We start from the raw sequence: 17,687 nt of genomic DNA on the forward strand, positions 1-17,687 counted from the left end.
TACCATCCAGGTGTTTGGTTTGCTTTCTCAACTTGAAAATAGTAGCACTGGAAGCCACCATACCAAAACAATCCAGGAAAATGGTGAAGTTCAGGATTGCGTCAAAGGTTTGTGCAAAAAATAATATGAGCAAACAGGTAGCTGCAAATACAGTGAGCGATACTACCAGCACCCCGTTCTTTTCATTTTGCTTTGAAAATATTTTAGGGATTGAACCTTCATCACTCATTGCAAACATCACCCTAGGATTGCTCATCAGCAAGGCATTCACATATGCCAGTACCCCAAAAAACAAAAAGAAGGAAAACACAGCTGCGCCTTTTGGTCCAAAGACTTTATTAATTACAGCATATGCAATTTCTCTCTCTCCTTTCATCTGTTCAAACCCTACAATCTGATAATAACTGAAATTCACCAGCAGATACAGCACAATAATGATGGCAATTCCAAAGAAAATACCCTTAGGAATATTACGGGCAGGGTTTTTAACTTCAGAACCGAAATTGATGGTTTGCTGGTAACCTCCGTAAGTAAAGGAAACGGCAATTAAACTATATCCCAGGCTTTGTATCCAGCTCATTTCAGGGGTTGGGGGGATGGTAGCTGTTGCAGACTCAGCAATGGCTGCGGCTGATCCGGCATCGTAAGGAAACAACAATGCAGCAATTAAAACCAGGATCATTCCAATCTTGATAATCATCAGAATATTCTGAGCACGGGAACTCATTTTAAGTCCACGCAGATTAATCAGATAAAACAAAATGATGGCACCTGCACTTAACAATGCTTTGTCTACATCGGTCCAGGGAGTACCCGGAAAAAGTTTGGCAATATATCCGCTACCAATAATGGCAACCACACTTAAACTGGCAGCATTACTGATTAAAATAATACAGTTGATAGCAAAGGCAATACTGGGATGATAAGCATAAGAAAATATTTTATAGTAGCCACCGGTTGCCGGGAACCTGCTACCAATCTCAGCATAAGTAAGTGCACCGCATAAAGCCACGAATCCACCTATTAACCAGGCTGCAAAATAAACGGAAGGCTCAATGGCATGCTGGGCGCTGGTTGCAGCCGATCTGAAAATTCCCATTCCAATCACCAGTCCCACTACAATCATGGTGAAACTAAAAACATTTAGTTGTTGATTCCCTTTCATAAGGATAAATATATACATTTGCTGCGTTACTGGTTCATCTGCCTCAGTCAGATGATTAAAAGGGAAGTCCGGTGCAAATCCGGCGCTATCCCCGTAGCTGTAACCCATGCCTTCGGGCTAACTTTTGAATCACTGCAACCACTGTCCCATATTATCGGGATGGGAAGGATATTCAAAAGGTGGGGAGCCAGAAGACCTGCCAATAGCAAACAAGTATTCACGGCTTTCGGGTGAAAAGCATGGAATCTAAATTGCTGCTGCAGCAGTAGTTTATTTTTCGCCGTTTTTTTATTTTCCTGGAAGCTCATTGTTAACCTTAAATAAAATGGACAATGAGCAAAAAATTAACGCTCTTCCTAACCTTGCTGGCAGGTACCAACCTGTATGCACAAAAAGACAGTCTGCGCACCAGTGTGCTGGACGAAGTAGTAGTAACTGCCAATAAGCAGGAACAAAAACAAAGCACTACCGGTAAAGTAATTACGGTTATTGGACCTGCTGAACTTTCTAAAAGTGCCGGTAAATCTTTGGGACAGGTATTAAATGAAACTGTCGGACTAACCATTAATGGCGCATTGAACAATGCAGGTACCAACCAGACCGTATTCATGCGGGGTGCAAATAGCGGCCGAACCCTGATACTGATGGATGGCATACCCGTATACGATCCTTCTCAAATTGGCAATGAATTTGATCTGAATTTATTTTCCATCAACGATGTGGAAAGAATAGAAGTATGCAGAGGCGCACAAAGCACTGTTTACGGTAGTGATGCTGTTGCCGGAGTCATCAATATTATTACGGTGAAGCAAAATGTAAACAAGCCGGTTAATATTAAAGCTACCCTGACCGGAGGTAATTTAAACAGTTTTAAAAGCAATCTGCAGGTATATGGTAAATGGAAAAAACTCAGTTATACCCTGCGCAATGCAGCAATTAATACGAATGGGTTCAGTACTGCAGCGGATACTCTGGGAAACAGGGATTATGACCGCGATGGATACCATGGCAATACAACTACAGCAGCCATTCAGTATGCTGTTACAGAAAAATTATTGCTAAAAGGATATGGCATGTATAGCCAGTATCGAGCAGGAATTGATGCAGGTGTATTTAGTGACGACAAACATTACCAACTGAAAAATAACCTGCTAAACACCGGATGGGGGGCTGTTTATAAAACAAGGGGATTTCAGTTGACAGCCAATTATCAGTACAGCGAAACCAACCGCGGATATGAAAGGGATAGTCTGGACAAACGCGTCTTCAGCTATTTTCAACGGAATCAATATTTTGGTAAAACACAGTTTGCTGAATTGTATGCCAACATTAAAATCAATCAACAATGGTCTTTACTGCAAGGATTTGAATATCGCTACGCAAGCATGAATAACCAATTCAACTCGGTAAGTAGTTTTGGGCCGTTCAGTTCCGGATTTAAAGACACCAGTATTCATCAAACTTCGGTATACAGTTCTCTTCAGTTTACTGGTTTAAAGGGATTCTTTGCGGATGCAGGATTCAGATTGAACAAACACTCCATCTATGGCAACAGCACCACATTTACTTTTAATCCCTCCTATGCAGTGAATGAACAACTGCGCATTTTTGGAAGTGTGGCAACCGCTTTTAAAACGCCTTCTTTGTTTCAACTCTTTGATACTTTCAGTGGCAGAAGAGACCTGAAAGCTGAAACCAGTACGGGCATAGAAATTGGAATGTCTCATCAGTATAACGGATTCAGCAGCCGTTTGGTAGGCTTTTACAGAAATACCAATAATGGCATTGATTACGATTATGTACGCAACAAATACTACAACTTTATTAAGCAGGTTGCCTTGGGCGTAGAATACGAAACCAATGTTCAGCTTAGCAAAGCCATGCAATTGAAAATGAATTTCTCCTACCTGAGCATGACCGATTCTACACAGAGCCGTGTTAACTTTAAAGACACAGGTTATGTATACGGTCTTAGAAGGCCTGGATTCCAGAGCAATGTAGTGCTACAATACAATCAACCCAAATGGACGGTTTCAATAAGCGGAAAATATGTAGGCAGCAGATCCGATATTGGCGGATTCAGAAGAGCAGACGTATTATTACCTGCCTATTTTTTACTGGGAGCCTATGCCGAGTTCAGGTACAATGAAAAGTTGAAAATTTTTATTGACACACAGAATATAACGAACAACCGATTTACTGATTTGAGAGGCTTTAACGGAATTCCATTTATGGTGAACAGCGGCATTTCGCTTCAACTTTAATTGAACTTATTACACTATGCTAAAAGATCAACTGCAAAACAAAATTAATGGTAAAACCAAACCAATAGGGGCTTTGGGAACATTGGAAGAGATTGCCCTGCAAGTCGGATTAATTCAATCCTCTACTTCTACTTTAATTAAAAAACCTACGATTCTTGTTTTTGCAGCTGATCATGGCATAGCTACTACCGGTTTGGTAAACCCTTATCCGCAAGCAGTTACGGCACAAATGGTTTTGAATTTTTTACAGGGTGGTGCCGCTATTAATGTTTTTACCCAATTGCATCATCAGGATTTGATTGTAGTGGATGCTGGCGTAAATGCCGAACTGGGGCACTTGCAACAGGAAAATTTTATTCATGCCAAACAGGGAATGGGTAGCAGCAATTACTTATCCGGTGCAGCGATGACCAATGAAGAAGTAAATAATTGTATTACAGTTGGTAAACAACTGGTTTCAACCATTGCTGCTGACGGATGCAATTGTATCGGCTTTGGGGAAATGGGAATAGGAAATACTTCAGCTGCCGCATTAATCATGCATGGCATTACCAATTTGCCGCTCGGTGATTGTGTAGGTGTTGGAACGGGAACCAACCAGGAACAGTATAAGACCAAATTAGCCACTTTAGAAAAAGTAGCTGCACTGCATCAGGTTACTCATATGGCCAATGCCCCGTTGAAATTGCTGGCTGCCGTAGGTGGCTTTGAAATTGCCATGATGGTGGGCGCCTATTTATCGGCTGCAGAAAATAAGATGGTTATTGTGGTGGATGGCTTTATTGCAACAGCTGCTTTATTAATTGCAACGAAAATATCGCCGGAGATTCTATCGAATTGCCTCTTTGCACATAATAGCCAGGAACAGGGGCATACCAAAATGCTGGAATACCTGAAAGCAAAGCCCTTGCTGCAATTAGGATTAAGATTGGGTGAAGGAACAGGGGCTTCCCTGGCTATTCCCATTATTCAGTCAGCGGTGGCATTCATCAACCAGATGGCATCCTTTGAAGAGGCTGGTGTAAGTACTGCATCAGAATAATTATCTTCCACAAAATTTCAGGAATGGGTCAGCAGTGGATATTATTCAAAACAGCCATTATGTTTTTTACCCGCATCCATGTGGGCAATCTTCCCTATAGTAAGGAAAATCTTCAGGCATCTGCGCGTTATTTCAGCTGGGTAGGTGTACTAGTTGGCTTAACAGGAGGGTTGGTATTATGGGCAAGCAGTTTTGTATTCTCTCCTGCTTTATCTGTTTTGTTTTCTATGCTAACTACTATTTTATTAACAGGTGCTTTTCATGAAGATGGATTTGCAGATTGTTGTGATGCTTTTGGTGGCGGATGGACGGTAGAAAAAATCCTGACCATCATGAAAGATAGCAGACTCGGCACTTACGGGGTAATTGGCCTGATTGGAATTTTGACTGCCAAGTATTTATTATTACTGGAGTTAACAGAAAATTTTCCTGCTGGTATTGTCTTATTCGGAATGATAGCAGCGCATGCCAATAGCCGGTTCTGGGCTACTACCCTGATGCAGAAGCTGGCCTATGTGCAGGACATTGATGCCAGCAAATCCAAACCCCTGGCCAACAGAAAATTGACCAGAAAAGAAACAGCTATTCTGGCTTTCGGCAGTTTTGCTCCCCTCGCCCTTTTCTTTATTATTCTATACACACCTGTGAGTGAGTTGCCCCATTTTCACCTGGATATCACTTTTACTTCCTGGTTTTTATCTTTTTTATTCTGGGTACAAGTGCCGCCATTTATTGTTCAGCTATTTGCTGTCCGGTATTTTAAAAAATGGATTGGCGGATATACCGGAGATTGTTTGGGAGCTACCCAACAAGTTTGTGAAATTGCTTTTTATTTAGGATGTTTATGCCTATGGAAATTTATCTGATAAGACATACAACCCCAAATGTAGAAAAGGGAATTTGCTATGGCCAGGCAGATCTGGACATTACCGAAACGTTTTTAGACGAAGTGGAAGCTATTAAACCACACTTGCCACAAAGGGAACTGAAAGTATACAGTAGTCCTTTGCAACGTTGTAAAAAACTGGCTGATGCCCTTTTTGACGGTATGGAGATTGATGTGCACGAAGACCTGATGGAACTCAATTGTGGCAACTGGGAATTACAACGCTGGGATGATATACCCAAAGAAGAAATTCAACCCTGGATGGACGACTTTGTAAATATTCGTGTGCCCAACGGGGAAAGCTATGTGGATTTACATGAAAGAGTAGTGAATCGATTCAACGAAATTGCAATGCGTAAAGAGCCTGCTGTTATTGTTGCGCACGGAGGTGTATTAAGAAGCATACTTTCGCATATTACGAATACGCCTTTAAAGGAATCCTTTGATGTGTTCACACTGCATTATGGATGTGTGGTAAAAATCAGCTTATCGGATAAAGGGCTGAAACATGAGCTATTATACAATCATTCCCGACAGGGTAAAGAATGGCATCGGCCAACTGTTTCATAAATTGTATCTTTAAAAAAACAAGTCTATGGAATTTCAGATTGATCAACTGCTGACAGTAACGTTTACATTGTTTGCGGTAATTGATATTGTAGGTTCTATCCCCTTATTAATTTCCTTAAAAGAAAAAATGGGAGGCATCCGCTCTATTCAGGTAACCCTGATTTCCGGAGCCTTAATGATCTTGTTTTTATTTGCAGGAAAACCTTTCTTAAAAATACTGGGACTTGATATCCGATCCTTTGCGGTGGGTGGTTCTATCGTAATCTTTTTATTGGGCCTTGAAATGGTATTGGGTCACGAAATTTTTAAAGGAGATAACAATGCCAAAAGCAGCAGCGTTGTTCCAATTGCCTTCCCCATCATTGCAGGTTCAGGTACGCTTACTACTATCATGTCGCTGAAAGCGAATTTTGAAGAACTCTATATCCTACTCGGTATAATCATTAACCTGGTGGTTGTTTATATTACACTACGATTACTCAAAGTTATTGAAAGGGCTTTAGGCGAATCAGGATTACTCGCTGTAAGAAAATTCTTTGGAGTAATCCTGATTGCCATTGCTGTTAAAATCTTCAGTACCAATATTGCAGCATTTGGTAAATAAGCTTACCAAAGCACTGTATACAAGGCGGCAATAATTCCGAACAATACCAACACGCCTACTACAAAGGAAGGATGCAGTTTAAACATACTGCTGTCTACTTCCAGGCCATTGGTTTGAACACCGCGCTTAGCATCCCATATACTGATGAAATACATACATACCAGACAGATCAGAAATACAATACCCATTCTGTCTAAGAAAGGAATTTCAAAAACACCTTGTGCATTGGCTACTGCATAACCGGATGAAGCCAGCCAGGAAAGATCTACATAAGCCGGCATGAATTTGAAGATGATAGATAAAACAAATCCACCAATGGTTGCAAACAATGCCGCATTGGATGTAGTCCTTTTCCAGAAGAATCCAAGGAAGAACATAGCAAATACACCCGGAGATACAAAGCCCGTATATTCCTGGATATACTGGAAGCCTCCTTTTTTGTCAATACCCATGAATGGCGCAACCGCCATTGCCAATAGCATGGCAACAACAATGGAAGTTCTGCCTATGTTCACCATTTGCTGTTCACCTGCTGCAACATTCATTTTCTTTTTATATATATCCAGCGTAAATATGGTGGCAATACTATTGGCTTTACCTGCCAAAGAAGCTACTACCGCTGCAGTGAGGGCTGCGAAAGAGAGCCCCTTTAATCCCACCGGTAATAAATTCAATAATACAGGATAAGCTCTATCCGGATTTACTTCTCCATCCTGTAATAGTTCTGTTTGAAAGTATCCCTGCTGATGCATTACATAAGCTGCAATACCTGGCAACACTACAATAACTGGCATGATTAATTTTAAGAAACCAGCAAATAGCAACCCATTTCTGGCAGTTGGCAAATCCGCTCCCAGTGCCCGTTGAGTAATGTACTGGTTACAACCCCAATAATTTAAATTGGCTATCCATAATCCCCCAATTAAAACCGTTAACCCTGGTAGATCTGAGAAGCTTGGGTTGTCAGGTTTTAAAATCATGTGAAAATGATCGTCTGCCTTATCTGTTAATACTTTAAAACCGTTGATTAATCCAGTAGTTCCATTTTGCTCAGCTACTAAGTTTAAGGCTATATAAGTTGCTGCTAATCCACCAAGGATTAAAAAGAATACTTGAATTACATCTGTGTATCCAATTACTTTCATCCCTCCCAGCGTGATAAGGACTGCAAAAAAACCCAGTGCAATCATACATACTGTAAAAGAAATACCCGAGATACTGCTGATAGCCAATGCACCTAAAAATAAAATAGAAGTGAGGTTTACAAATACATAAAGCAATAACCAGAATACTGCCATGATCATGGCTACGGTATCGTTGTATCGTACCTGCAAAAATTGCGGCATGGTGAAAATCTTATTTTTTAAATACACTGGCATAAAGAATATAGCCACTACAATTAAAGTAACTGCTGCCATCCATTCGTAACTGGCAATGGCTAATCCCATTTTAAATCCACTGCCACTCATGCCTATGAATTGCTCAGTTGAAATATTCGAGGCAATTAATGAGGCCCCGATTGCCCACCAGGTTAAAGACCCTTCTGCTAAAAAATAATCTTTGGAACTGGCTTCTTTTGCCTTCTTTCTGCGGTATACCCAGATACCATATCCTGCTACTAGGATAAAATAAAATAAGAATACCAGGTAATCGGTTGTTTGCAATGCATTCATACAGCTTGGTTATTATCGTTTAGGTGTACCTAAGCTATACAATAATCAAATGTGTTTGTGTGGATGGGGAGAGATTTTTTTCTCAATTGTGGGGGGTGGGTGGGTCGGTACTTGCCAGGATTGTCGGACTGTATATACAGGATTGTAGGTTAAATCATGTTCAAGTTACATAAAATAGGTGCATTATTTATGTACTGCACAGTTCATGTTATAAGCTGGCCTTCTGTCTGTCGAGGTTGTAAAGTCCTTGTCCGCTGTGAGTTTCGCTGTCATTGTCGAGTTGCGAATGGGTCTGTTTGTGTCGGCTGTGGGTAGCGGTTTTAAAAATTTTAGAAGGGAAGGGAATTTTAAAAAATAATTTTTCTTTGGGTGGTAAAGGTGTAAGCTCTTTTGCAATTTTTGGACTGTGCGTTGGCTTGTGCGAATTGCAAATGTGCTTACACCTGTGCGATGGCTATTTTCTTCTGTTTATTTTTTCTTTCGCTGTGTCAACTAAATAATAGACCATAGGCACTAAAAACACAGTCAAAATTAAAGATGAAAGAAGTCCGCCAATTATAACCCAAGCAAGTCCGTTTTTCCATTCTGCTGCTGTTCCTGTTGCCATTGCAATAGGAAGCATACCAACTACCATTGAAAGAGTTGTCATTAGGATTGGTCGCATACGTCCTTTTCCTGCTATGATTAAGGCTTCTTTGAAATGTTTACCTTCTGCTTTTAATTGATTAGTAAAATCCACAATTAGAATAGCGTTTTTTACCACTAAACCCATTAGCATAATTAAACCCAATAAGGCAAATAAACTCAAATTACTTAATGACAAATTCAAAGCGAAAAACGCACCAATTGCTGCAACTGGTATAGAAAACAATACCACAAATGGATAAACAAAGCTGTCATACAGTGCTACCATAATCAAGTAAATCAGCAAAAATGAAATGAGTAAAACGGAACCCAATGCTCCAAAACTATCATTCTGTCTTTTGATGTCGCTACCCCAAGTCATTTGTATGCCGTTTGGCAATGGATTTTCTTTTAGATAAGCAACTACATCGTCTGCTACAGTTCCTGATGGTCTGCCTAATGCGTCTGCTGTTAAAGTAACTGCTGGTTGTCGGTCTTTTCGTTCTAACAATGACGGAGAATTGTCTTGCTCTACGCTTGCAAACTGTGAAACTTCAACTGGTATTCCCATTGGGTTAATGATCGAAAGTTGTTGAACATCTTCAAAGTTTTGTCGGTTAAATTCGTCTAACCAAATTCTTACAGGATATTCTGTTCCGTTCTCAGTAAGCGTTGCATCTTCATTACCTGTAAATGCAGTTCTTAGGTTCAATCCAACATAAGCGGTTGTTAAACCTAATCGTTGCATTTTATCTTTGTCTGGAATTATTTTGTATTCGGGACTACCTGCTTCAACGGACAAGCGAACATTATCTGCTCCGGGAATTTTTTCAATTACCGATTTCAATTCATCACCCGTTTTCATCACCAAATCTAAATTGCTTCCGCTCAATGTAATTTCAATAGGAGCCGAACGAGGTATTAAACCTAAAGCTGCCATTGAATAATTTATACTTGGAAATTTTAACTTTAGGTCTTCTCTAAGTTTTTTCATAAATGTTTCGGTCGGCACATTTTTAAGTTCCTTTTTAGATTTTAATTGAATGGTAAATTCTGTTTTGTTTGCAGAACCAACACCCAAACTTCCAATGCCTGTGCTTGGTCCGCCAATGTTACTGAATACCGTTGCAACTTCGGGTTGTTGAATAATGTATGTTTCAATTTTTTGAGCAATTAAGTTGTTTTGTTGAATGGAAGTAGATTTATCAAATTCTAATGCCATTCTAAATTTTCCTTGGTCGCCTGTTGAAATTAATTCTTTACCAATAATACCTTGTTTCATAATGCCTAAAGTCATTACAAAAAGCACAATAACGATACCTGTAAAAGCTAATTTATGGCTCAATACCCATTCTAATCTGCGACCATACCATTCATTAAAGTTTTCTAATTGAATTTCGAACCATAGTAAAAAGCGATTGAAAAAATTGGTAGGTTGTAAGTCTTCTTTTTTGCCAATACGAGAAGCCATCCATGGCGTTAAAGTAAAACCAACCAATAAACTGGTGAGAGTAGAAGTTACTACAACAACCGAAAATTGCTTGAGCATATCAGCAACAAACACTTGAAGAAAAAGAATGGGTAAGAAAACTACAACGTCAACTAAGGTGATGGATAAAGCAGCAAAGCCAATTTCCATTCTGCCATCCATTGCAGCCGTTTGTTTGTCTTTTCCTCTGTCTAAATGCTTTTGAATGTTTTCTAAAACTACGGTAGCGTCATCTACCAAAATACCTATGATTAAAGACATTGCAAGCAAGGTCATTAAGTTTAAGGTGTAACCCAAAAGCCACATTACAGCAAAGGCAGTAACTAAAGAAGTTGGAATAGCTACCAATACGATTAAGGAATTTCTAAAACTTCTTAGAAATAAAAGCATTACCAACGAAACCAATAACACCGCTAAGATTAAATCGAAAACAACGGAGTTTACAGCTGCAATCGTGTTATCGGTGCTATCGTCTGCAATTATAAATTTTACACCCGAACTGGCATTTTGTTGTTCGATGGATTGAAATTTTTCTCGAACGGCTTTTGAAACATCTACTGCATTTGCATCTCCTTGTTTTTTCAGCATTAAACCAATGCCGTTTTTACCATTGTAGCGACTGATAGAAGTTGTTTCCTTTACGCCATCTATAACATCTGCTATGTCTTTTACATAAACTGGACTTCCTAAAACAGGCATAGCAACTTGGACATTGTTAATATCCTCAATAGATGCAAATTTTCCCGTTAAACGAACTGAATTACTTTCCTTATCGGTTTGCACCTTTCCGGCAGGTAAGTCTAAGCCAGAACGATTAATTGCTTCAACAACCTGAACCATTGAAATTTTATACAATTTCAGTTTGTCTTGATTTATTTTTACTTGTATTTCTCTTACCTCTCCACCTAAAACAGTAATCTCTGCAACACCTTTTATTTGTTGAATTTGTGGCAAATAATCATCCTTCATTTTTTGATAAAACTCGGTGGCTGACAAATCGCTTGTTGCACTAATAGACATTATCGGTAAATCATTGGGCGAAACTTTGCTCATTACAGGACTCAAGATCTCGTCCGGTAAATCTTGTCGAATATTATCAAGATAGCGTTGTGCGTCTTGCATTGATTTGTCCAAATCTGTTCCATAGTTCAGATTGGCGATGATGATAGAAGCATTGGGTAATGACTTTGTAACCAAGTAATCTACACCTTCTAAATTCGATAAAGCATCTTCGATTTTTCGTGAAACGGAAGTTTCTACTTCGTTTGGTTCGGCACCAGGGTAAACAGTTTTAATTACAACTACTGGCTGATTAAAGTCGGGCATTAATTCATAACTCAAATTTTTATACCCTATAAAACCTAATAAAGTAAATACGCTGAACAGCACTATTATCAGCGAAGGTCGTTTGATTGAAATTTCTGTAATGTTCATTTTTCGCTGATTTTATTTAACAGTTACATTTGCCCCATCAAAAAGATTGATGAAGCCATTCGTTACAATCACATCACCTTCATTTAATCCACTTGCAACAATCGCTTTGTTTTGTAGCTTATTTGAAATAGTGATGTTTTGCAAAAGGGCTTTGCCATTTTTCACTACGTAAACTTGCGGTTGGTTTTCAGTTCCTTGTATAGCTGATGATGGTATGATAATTCCCTTTTCAGGCATTTTGCTTTTGAGTAACACTTTACCAAACATTCCTGATTTTATTTTCAAGTCCGATGTGTTATTTACCGTAAACTGAACAGGAAAACTACTGCCCATATTGGCTTTACTACCAATCATAGTAGTTTTTCCAGTCAATAGAATTTCAGAATAAGCATCTGCCGAAAGAGAATAGCTTTGATTTAATTTGAACCGGCTTAAATCTTTTTCTGGAACATTTACGGTGAATTTTAAAGTTGTAATGTCCGTTATTTGGAGCAATGGAACGCCCGGTGCAGCAAAAGCTCCTTCTTCACTTAATTTTGCAGTAACAACTCCGTTAAATGGTGCTTTGATTGTGGTTTTGTTTATCTGCTCCAACAAAGTTGTTTTCTGAACTTTTGCAGATTTCAAACCTAACTCCGCCTTTTCTAATTGAACTCCTTGAATGGCATCTGCTTTAGCTAAAATGGTATAGCGGTTTACATCTGCTTCCAATCCTTCTATTTGCACTTCAATAGTTTGCAGTTGCAATTTCAGCAATGAATTGTCCAGCTGAATTAAAGTTTGACCTTTACTTACATCGCTTCCAGCATCAACTAAAATGGTGTTGATTTTCCCTTGTAATTCGGCACTTATTTTGGTTTCCTTGTTGGGCTCAAATGTGCCTGAATAAGAAAAATCTGCATTCACATTTTCAAGTTGCAATGTATCTACTTGAACATTTATAGCTTGTTCTTTATCGTATTGATAAACTTTACTCTGCGTAATTTCCTTGTTTGTTTTCAACTTAATTACCACAATTGCAATTATCGCCAATGGTATGATGACGTAGAGTGCTTTTTTTAGGACTGATGATTTTGTATTCATTGTGATAATTATTTGATTATTGAAATATTTCCTGTGAGTTTTTTTAGTTCCAAATCTGCTTTTAGGTAATCAATTACAGCAGATAAATAAGTTTGTTGTGCTTCACGCAAAGCATTATCTGCAAGCAAAACATCTGTTAAACTTGCCGTTCCTTGTTTCTGTTGAAGAACGGTTTGCTCGTAGATTGTTTGTGCCAATTGGATTTGTTCTGTTGTGGTTTCTACCGTTCTTTTAGCGACTTCTCTTTGAAGTTTGGCATTTTCAACCTGCATATTGTTTTGCTCAGTAAGCATTCCAAATTGAAGTTCATTGTTTCGAAGTTCAAGCGTTTTCTGATTTATTTTTCGCAGTGTAACTGTTCCATTAAATAATGGATAAGATAATTGAACACCTGCAAAACCAATTGGATAAAAATCAAGGAAAGAAGCAGGTTGTCCGTTATAACCAAAGCCCGTTGTTCCATACATACTAACAAGATTTAGTGAAGGCAAATACCTTGATTTATTGAGTGTGTTGAGTTCACTCGACAATAAGCGGTTTTGAGTTTTTATTATTCGAATATCTAAGGTTGATGAAGATGTGTATTCATTTGTGTTTTGATATTGAATGTTTGCTTCAATTTGCAGATTTTGTTCAATAGAAATACCCATAGCAAATTTCAAGGCATTTAGAACCTGCTCGTATTTGCTTTTGATGGTTTCCTTTTGGGTGGTTAATTGTGATACTTGTAATTTTACCATGCTTACATCTGTTCCTTTGACAAGCAATTGTTCATTGAGCAATTGCATATTTTTCAGAAGCCTTTCTGCGTTAATCAAATTACTGTCAATAAATGCCAATTGGTGGTGCAAGATTTGGGCATTGTAATACAAATTGGAGATTTCAAAATAGATTTGCTCCTCCGTTTTTTGATACTGCAAGTCTGTCAATTCCGAAGCAATTTTAGTAGTTTGTATGGCTCCATAAACTTGTGGATTATACAAAGGCATTGATAGTTGCAAATTGGCGTTGATGTTATGCGGAACTCCAAACTGAATTGCTCTATATTGACCTTCTGGAACTGCTGGATTAAAAGCATTTATTGGAAGCAGTTGATAGGGTAAATTATAGTAATATCTGTAGTCTGCATTTGCTGTAACTTTAGGAATTAAATTGGCTTTGGCTTCTTTCTCTCTTTGTTCACCAATGGCCATATTGTTTCTGCTCATTTGCAGGTTTTTATTGTGAACCTGTGCTGTATCAATACATTGTTGCAAAGTCCAAGTTTGTGCTTGTGCGGATTGAAAGCCTCCTATTATCAATAATAGAACATAATAATGTTTGTGAATATTCGCTAACTTCATTGGTCAAATTTTTTTAGTTAATGAGTATTAATTGACTTTCAATTGTTCCTACAACCCAATGTTTTACCATTGGTTCAATATTTATAAAGTCACCTGACAATAGTGTTTCCATTATCCCTTTTTCATTTTCAAAAATCACTTCTCCTTCCACGCAAATCAAAAGTGCTGGTGTTTTGGTGATATGCTCTTTTAATTTCTCGCCTTTCAAAATTTGGATAGCTGTTGCATTGCCCAGGTCACTTTTGAAAAGAGAAGTTGCTGAAACTGGTTTTTCTTGTGTATGTAATTCTTTTATTTTCATTGGAAATATTGGTTAAATGTTGAAAATGAAGTTTGTATGTTTTTAAACTGCTCTGATGCTTCGGTTTCGTTTTTAGCTTCTGAAAGTTCCTTTACCATATCAATGTATGGCAAAAGCCACTTATGAAGTTCATCGTGTGCTTTGCCTTTCATTGTGCAATTAGATGTAAGTAAATCAATATTGGTTTGTAGTTTTTCAGCTAATGATTTGAAGTCTTTTTGCTCAACATTAGCGAAGTGATTAATATCATTTTCCATATTGCGAATATGTGTTATCATATTGGCATCAACTTTCCATTTTTCTCCATTGTTGAGTTCAATCGCTTCGCTTTCATCATCGAGATGATGATTATTTTGTTCGGCAATTTCTGTTTGATTATTTGATTTCTCGTTTGTGGAATTGCTACAGCTAGATAACATAATGCTAAAAGCAGCCAGTGATAGGATTAATTTATTCATTTCCTTGTTTTATTTAATTGTTTATTGATAGTGAAAAATGCAATGATTGCAAATACAAGCGTTACCGCAATTCTGAAAATCATTGCACCGATTGTTTTCGTTTCATAAATACCACCCGAATTAGCGTGTATTTTAAGTCCGATAAATGCAGCGATTAGTATAATTGTTGAAATTCCTAAGAGTGTACTCGTCCATTTTTTGCTTTTAGTAAACCCATAAGCAGCAAGCAGATAAAGAATGCTACTTATGAAATTTGACCAAACCACAAACAGAACATAATTGCCTTCTTTGGCTCTGATGCCAAACAAATCAAATATCACTGATGTGCTTAGGAAAAGAGTAATCAAGCCAAAGGCAGTCAGAATTACTGCTGATGTAGAGAGGACATACTTTTTCATTTGGATTTTATAAGTGTTAATAATGCTTGAATCATATTATCTCCGTTTCTGTTTATGTCAAATTGAAAATTGGCAACCCGCCATTTAAACATTTGCAATCGAAAAGTTCCCATCACGAAATGTATCAATTCATCGGATGTTATTGAATTTGTGAATACCTTCTTTTGTTGTCCTTCCAAAATAATTGGCATCAAATGTTTCATTTTTACAGCCATTATTTTCAGTATGGTTTCGTTGATGCGTTGGCTTTCTTCCATTAATCCGTCAGAAAAAACTGCCACTACAAAATGCGGATGCTTATTAAAAAATGAAAATTGATCTTGAAATAGCGTTGTAAATTTTTCTTCGGGTGAATGTTCGCTTGAAATTGCATTGGTATAGCGTTCATCCATACTTTGAGCAAGATATTCAAGTAAGGCAATAATGATTTCTTCCTTGCTTGTAAAATGCCTGTAAATGGCACTCTCAGAAAATTTCATTTCCTTAGCAAGGTTCTTTATTGTTAAACCGCTTATTCCCGAAGCAGTCAATATTTTTCCTGCTGCTTCTATAATTTCAAGTTGTCTGTCAGAAATTGTTTCTGTTGTCATTTTTTCTCTTTTTAAAGTTCGCCTTTCTCACCATTTACCCATCGCATCATCATTACACGTTCCTGCGGAGTCTGCTTGAATGGGATATTTCCCGCTAATAAATTTAAAAAACGATCCCAAAGATTATCTTTTTTATTCGCTTCTTCTTCCATTTGAGCTAAAGCTGTCATATACTCTTGTTTGTATTGAATAGCATCTTCAATATGGTAAGATTTTGGAATGTATTTTATAATCTCTTTTGTAAGGTCGTCAATCTCTTGTTTACTAAAATTTTCAAACATCTGTAGTTGAACAAATGCAGAATGACCGATGCCCTGAACAGTATAGATATTAGACTGAATAACAGCCCAAACTCCAAACCAATCCGCACTGTTCATCCCTGAAAAGTAGTCATCAGGATATTTCCCAATTTTTGTAAATATAGAAGAAACGGATTCCGTATTCGACAGAAAATCTTTATAAATCTCCGAACTATCATTACTAGATTGGCTTTCAATCTTATTTTTAAAATAGGCTAATTGAGATTCAATTTTATCTTTCAAAGAAGCAATTAAATTTACATTTTCCTGAAATTTGCTTTTACCTAAATCACTTCCAAACATTTTTACAATGTTGTTTGCCTCATCAAGCAAATGAGCTACTTTAACTTTTGCCGTGTTCAACGCTTCCCAATTGGAATTTAAACCTTCTGATAAATGTCTCAACTTAATTAAGGTTTCTAAGTTTTTGTTATTTGTTTCCATTGCCTTATTATTTACTATGTGTTAAAAAAGATGAATACATCCATACTTGTTTTTCCTGAAAGCGAATGTAATCGCTCATTAAAGCATTTGTTCCTTCATCATTTGCATCAGAAGCTAATGCCAGAATTTCTCTTTGCATAACGATTACTGTTTCAAATGCTTCAAGAATTTGTTCAACTGCAATCAAACCATCAGAAATTTTCTGGCTTTCTTTTATGGTTGATGTTTTAGTGTATTGAGAAAAGCTATGCTCGGGTGTATGTCCCAATGTTAATATGCGTTCTGCTACTTCATCAATTTTTAGCAACAAATCATTGTAGAGTTCTTCAAATTTCAAATGCAGTTCAAAAAACTTTTCACCTTTAATGTTCCAGTGAAAGCCTCTTGTGTTTTGATAAAAAATTGAATAGTTTGCGAGTAACTCGTTTAATTTATTTGCCAATTCTTCGGCTTTGTCGTGGTCTAAACCAATTGCATTAATTGTTTTCATATTTATTTTTTATTTTTTATTTTTAATTGCCAAAAAGCAACTCCTAACCAAATTACAGATGCGGTCATTGCAATTGCACCAATCAATACTAAAGCAGGAGGTAAGCCAAAATACACTTCTGTTAATATTCCTATTGGCATTAATAAACCTGTAAGTGCCAACCAAGAAATAGCCTTCACGTTTTGTAATTTGTCTCTGAAATGTAGAAGCAAATAACCAATTAGGATGTTTAGAAAGGCGAACAAGTTCCCGTGAACGTGAGCCAGTCTACTTTCAAAATGCTTGCCGATACTGTATGAGTTTACCCATTCTTCTTTACCCGGAGCGAAGTCACGCAGATAAATTAATAGAAAGCCGTAAGCCATAAAAAGCCCCATTGTCAGGAACCCAATTGCGATATTGTTTTTGCCGTTCATCTTGTTTATGTTTTAAGTAAGTGAATATTCACTCACAAAGATAATTCTATTTTATTTATACCTGCAAGTTTTTTTGAGAAAACTTTAAAATGTGACGAAAATCATATTGGTGCG

17 protein-coding genes and 1 riboswitch are annotated in these 17,687 nt (G+C 37.6%); of the genes, 5 read left to right on the plus strand and 12 right to left on the minus strand.

Annotated elements, in window-relative coordinates; all coding sequences use genetic code 11:
- On the minus strand, window positions 1–1,165 hold a 1,165-nt coding region (locus P767_RS16620), incomplete at its 3' end, for an APC family permease (protein ID WP_071840068.1).
- 13 nt (window positions 1,166–1,178) lie between these two features.
- A riboswitch (cobalamin riboswitch) is annotated at window positions 1,179–1,383 on the plus strand.
- A gap of 114 nt (window positions 1,384–1,497) precedes the next feature.
- On the opposite strand from P767_RS16620, the gene P767_RS0109285 reads away from it, so the two are divergent.
- The 5 genes from P767_RS0109285 to P767_RS0109305 are packed head-to-tail and all read left to right on the plus strand — an operon-like array spanning window position 1,498 to window position 6,531.
- Window positions 1,498–3,429, plus strand: a complete 1,932-nt coding sequence (locus P767_RS0109285; RefSeq protein ID WP_026764277.1) for a TonB-dependent receptor plug domain-containing protein — start codon at window positions 1,498–1,500, stop codon at window positions 3,427–3,429.
- Between the two features lie 16 nt (window positions 3,430–3,445).
- On the plus strand, window positions 3,446–4,471 hold the full coding sequence (cobT, locus tag P767_RS0109290) for a nicotinate-nucleotide--dimethylbenzimidazole phosphoribosyltransferase (RefSeq protein ID WP_026764278.1): 1,026 nt from the start codon (window positions 3,446–3,448) through the stop codon (window positions 4,469–4,471).
- A gap of 23 nt (window positions 4,472–4,494) precedes the next feature.
- Window positions 4,495–5,337: an adenosylcobinamide-GDP ribazoletransferase gene (locus P767_RS0109295; protein ID WP_026764279.1), complete on the plus strand. Its 843-nt coding sequence runs from the start codon at window positions 4,495–4,497 to the stop codon at window positions 5,335–5,337.
- Window positions 5,316–5,927 carry an alpha-ribazole phosphatase gene (cobC, locus tag P767_RS16625; RefSeq protein WP_172637533.1) on the plus strand — a complete coding sequence of 204 codons (612 nt, stop codon included), beginning with the start codon at window positions 5,316–5,318 and terminating at the stop codon, window positions 5,925–5,927. Before P767_RS0109295 ends, cobC begins: the two co-directional genes overlap by 22 nt.
- A gap of 25 nt (window positions 5,928–5,952) precedes the next feature.
- On the plus strand, window positions 5,953–6,531 hold the full coding sequence (locus tag P767_RS0109305) for a MarC family protein (RefSeq protein ID WP_026764280.1): 579 nt from the start codon (window positions 5,953–5,955) through the stop codon (window positions 6,529–6,531).
- Between the two features lie 2 nt (window positions 6,532–6,533).
- On the opposite strand, the gene P767_RS0109310 is transcribed toward P767_RS0109305, so the two are convergent.
- From P767_RS0109310 to P767_RS0109360, 11 genes are all read right to left on the minus strand, one after another.
- Complete coding sequence (locus P767_RS0109310) at window positions 6,534–8,204, minus strand: sodium/sugar symporter (protein ID WP_026764281.1); 1,671 nt, start codon at window positions 8,202–8,204, stop codon at window positions 6,534–6,536.
- A gap of 454 nt (window positions 8,205–8,658) precedes the next feature.
- Complete coding sequence (locus tag P767_RS0109315; RefSeq protein WP_026764282.1) at window positions 8,659–11,751, minus strand: efflux RND transporter permease subunit; 3,093 nt, start codon at window positions 11,749–11,751, stop codon at window positions 8,659–8,661.
- A gap of 12 nt (window positions 11,752–11,763) precedes the next feature.
- Window positions 11,764–12,834 (minus strand): efflux RND transporter periplasmic adaptor subunit, encoded by a 1,071-nt coding sequence (locus tag P767_RS0109320; protein ID WP_026764283.1) that lies wholly within the window; start codon window positions 12,832–12,834, stop codon window positions 11,764–11,766.
- Window positions 12,835–12,842: 8 nt separating this feature from the next.
- Complete coding sequence (locus P767_RS0109325; RefSeq protein ID WP_026764284.1) at window positions 12,843–14,177, minus strand: TolC family protein; 1,335 nt, start codon at window positions 14,175–14,177, stop codon at window positions 12,843–12,845.
- A gap of 13 nt (window positions 14,178–14,190) precedes the next feature.
- Entirely contained in the window at window positions 14,191–14,478 is a 288-nt protein-coding gene (locus P767_RS0109330; RefSeq protein ID WP_026764285.1) for a cupin domain-containing protein, read from the minus strand.
- Window positions 14,475–14,936 (minus strand): hypothetical protein, encoded by a 462-nt coding sequence (locus P767_RS0109335; protein WP_026750984.1) that lies wholly within the window; start codon window positions 14,934–14,936, stop codon window positions 14,475–14,477. The genes P767_RS0109330 and P767_RS0109335 overlap by 4 nt, the downstream gene beginning before the upstream one ends.
- Complete coding sequence (locus P767_RS0109340; RefSeq protein WP_037351713.1) at window positions 14,933–15,334, minus strand: hypothetical protein; 402 nt, start codon at window positions 15,332–15,334, stop codon at window positions 14,933–14,935. Before P767_RS0109340 ends, P767_RS0109335 begins: the two co-directional genes overlap by 4 nt.
- A complete protein-coding gene (locus P767_RS0109345) occupies window positions 15,331–15,924 on the minus strand; it encodes a TetR/AcrR family transcriptional regulator (RefSeq protein WP_026750982.1) in 594 nt (197 codons plus the stop codon). Before P767_RS0109345 ends, P767_RS0109340 begins: the two co-directional genes overlap by 4 nt.
- An 11-nt stretch (window positions 15,925–15,935) precedes the next feature.
- A complete protein-coding gene (locus P767_RS0109350) occupies window positions 15,936–16,667 on the minus strand; it encodes a hypothetical protein (RefSeq protein ID WP_026764287.1) in 732 nt (243 codons plus the stop codon).
- Window positions 16,668–16,674: 7 nt separating this feature from the next.
- Window positions 16,675–17,157, minus strand: a complete 483-nt coding sequence (locus tag P767_RS0109355) for a Dps family protein (protein WP_026764288.1) — start codon at window positions 17,155–17,157, stop codon at window positions 16,675–16,677.
- Between the two features lie 2 nt (window positions 17,158–17,159).
- Window positions 17,160–17,573, minus strand: coding sequence for a hypothetical protein (locus P767_RS0109360; RefSeq protein ID WP_026764289.1), 414 nt, complete (start codon window positions 17,571–17,573; stop codon window positions 17,160–17,162).
- Window positions 17,574–17,687 lie beyond the last annotated feature (114 nt).

Source organism: Sediminibacterium salmoneum NBRC 103935, from assembly GCF_000511175.1.
Taxonomy (GTDB): domain Bacteria; phylum Bacteroidota; class Bacteroidia; order Chitinophagales; family Chitinophagaceae; genus Sediminibacterium; species Sediminibacterium salmoneum.

Excerpts from the sequence above, each read along its gene's own strand:
- P767_RS0109285 (WP_026764277.1), top strand. The coding sequence starts at position 1,498 with ATGAGCAAAAAATTAACGCTCTTCCTAACCTTGCTGGCAGGTACCAAC.
- cobT (WP_026764278.1), top strand. The coding sequence starts at position 3,446 with ATGCTAAAAGATCAACTGCAAAACAAAATTAATGGTAAAACCAAACCA.
- P767_RS0109295 (WP_026764279.1), top strand. The coding sequence starts at position 4,495 with ATGGGTCAGCAGTGGATATTATTCAAAACAGCCATTATGTTTTTTACC.
- cobC (WP_172637533.1), top strand. The coding sequence starts at position 5,316 with ATGCCTATGGAAATTTATCTGATAAGACATACAACCCCAAATGTAGAA.
- P767_RS0109305 (WP_026764280.1), top strand. The coding sequence starts at position 5,953 with ATGGAATTTCAGATTGATCAACTGCTGACAGTAACGTTTACATTGTTT.
- P767_RS0109310 (WP_026764281.1), bottom strand. The coding sequence starts at position 8,204 with ATGAATGCATTGCAAACAACCGATTACCTGGTATTCTTATTTTATTTT.
- P767_RS0109315 (WP_026764282.1), bottom strand. The coding sequence starts at position 11,751 with ATGAACATTACAGAAATTTCAATCAAACGACCTTCGCTGATAATAGTG.
- P767_RS0109320 (WP_026764283.1), bottom strand. The coding sequence starts at position 12,834 with ATGAATACAAAATCATCAGTCCTAAAAAAAGCACTCTACGTCATCATA.
- P767_RS0109325 (WP_026764284.1), bottom strand. The coding sequence starts at position 14,177 with ATGAAGTTAGCGAATATTCACAAACATTATTATGTTCTATTATTGATA.
- P767_RS0109330 (WP_026764285.1), bottom strand. The coding sequence starts at position 14,478 with ATGAAAATAAAAGAATTACATACACAAGAAAAACCAGTTTCAGCAACT.
- P767_RS0109335 (WP_026750984.1), bottom strand. The coding sequence starts at position 14,936 with ATGAATAAATTAATCCTATCACTGGCTGCTTTTAGCATTATGTTATCT.
- P767_RS0109340 (WP_037351713.1), bottom strand. The coding sequence starts at position 15,334 with ATGAAAAAGTATGTCCTCTCTACATCAGCAGTAATTCTGACTGCCTTT.
- P767_RS0109345 (WP_026750982.1), bottom strand. The coding sequence starts at position 15,924 with ATGACAACAGAAACAATTTCTGACAGACAACTTGAAATTATAGAAGCA.
- P767_RS0109350 (WP_026764287.1), bottom strand. The coding sequence starts at position 16,667 with ATGGAAACAAATAACAAAAACTTAGAAACCTTAATTAAGTTGAGACAT.
- P767_RS0109355 (WP_026764288.1), bottom strand. The coding sequence starts at position 17,157 with ATGAAAACAATTAATGCAATTGGTTTAGACCACGACAAAGCCGAAGAA.
- P767_RS0109360 (WP_026764289.1), bottom strand. The coding sequence starts at position 17,573 with ATGAACGGCAAAAACAATATCGCAATTGGGTTCCTGACAATGGGGCTT.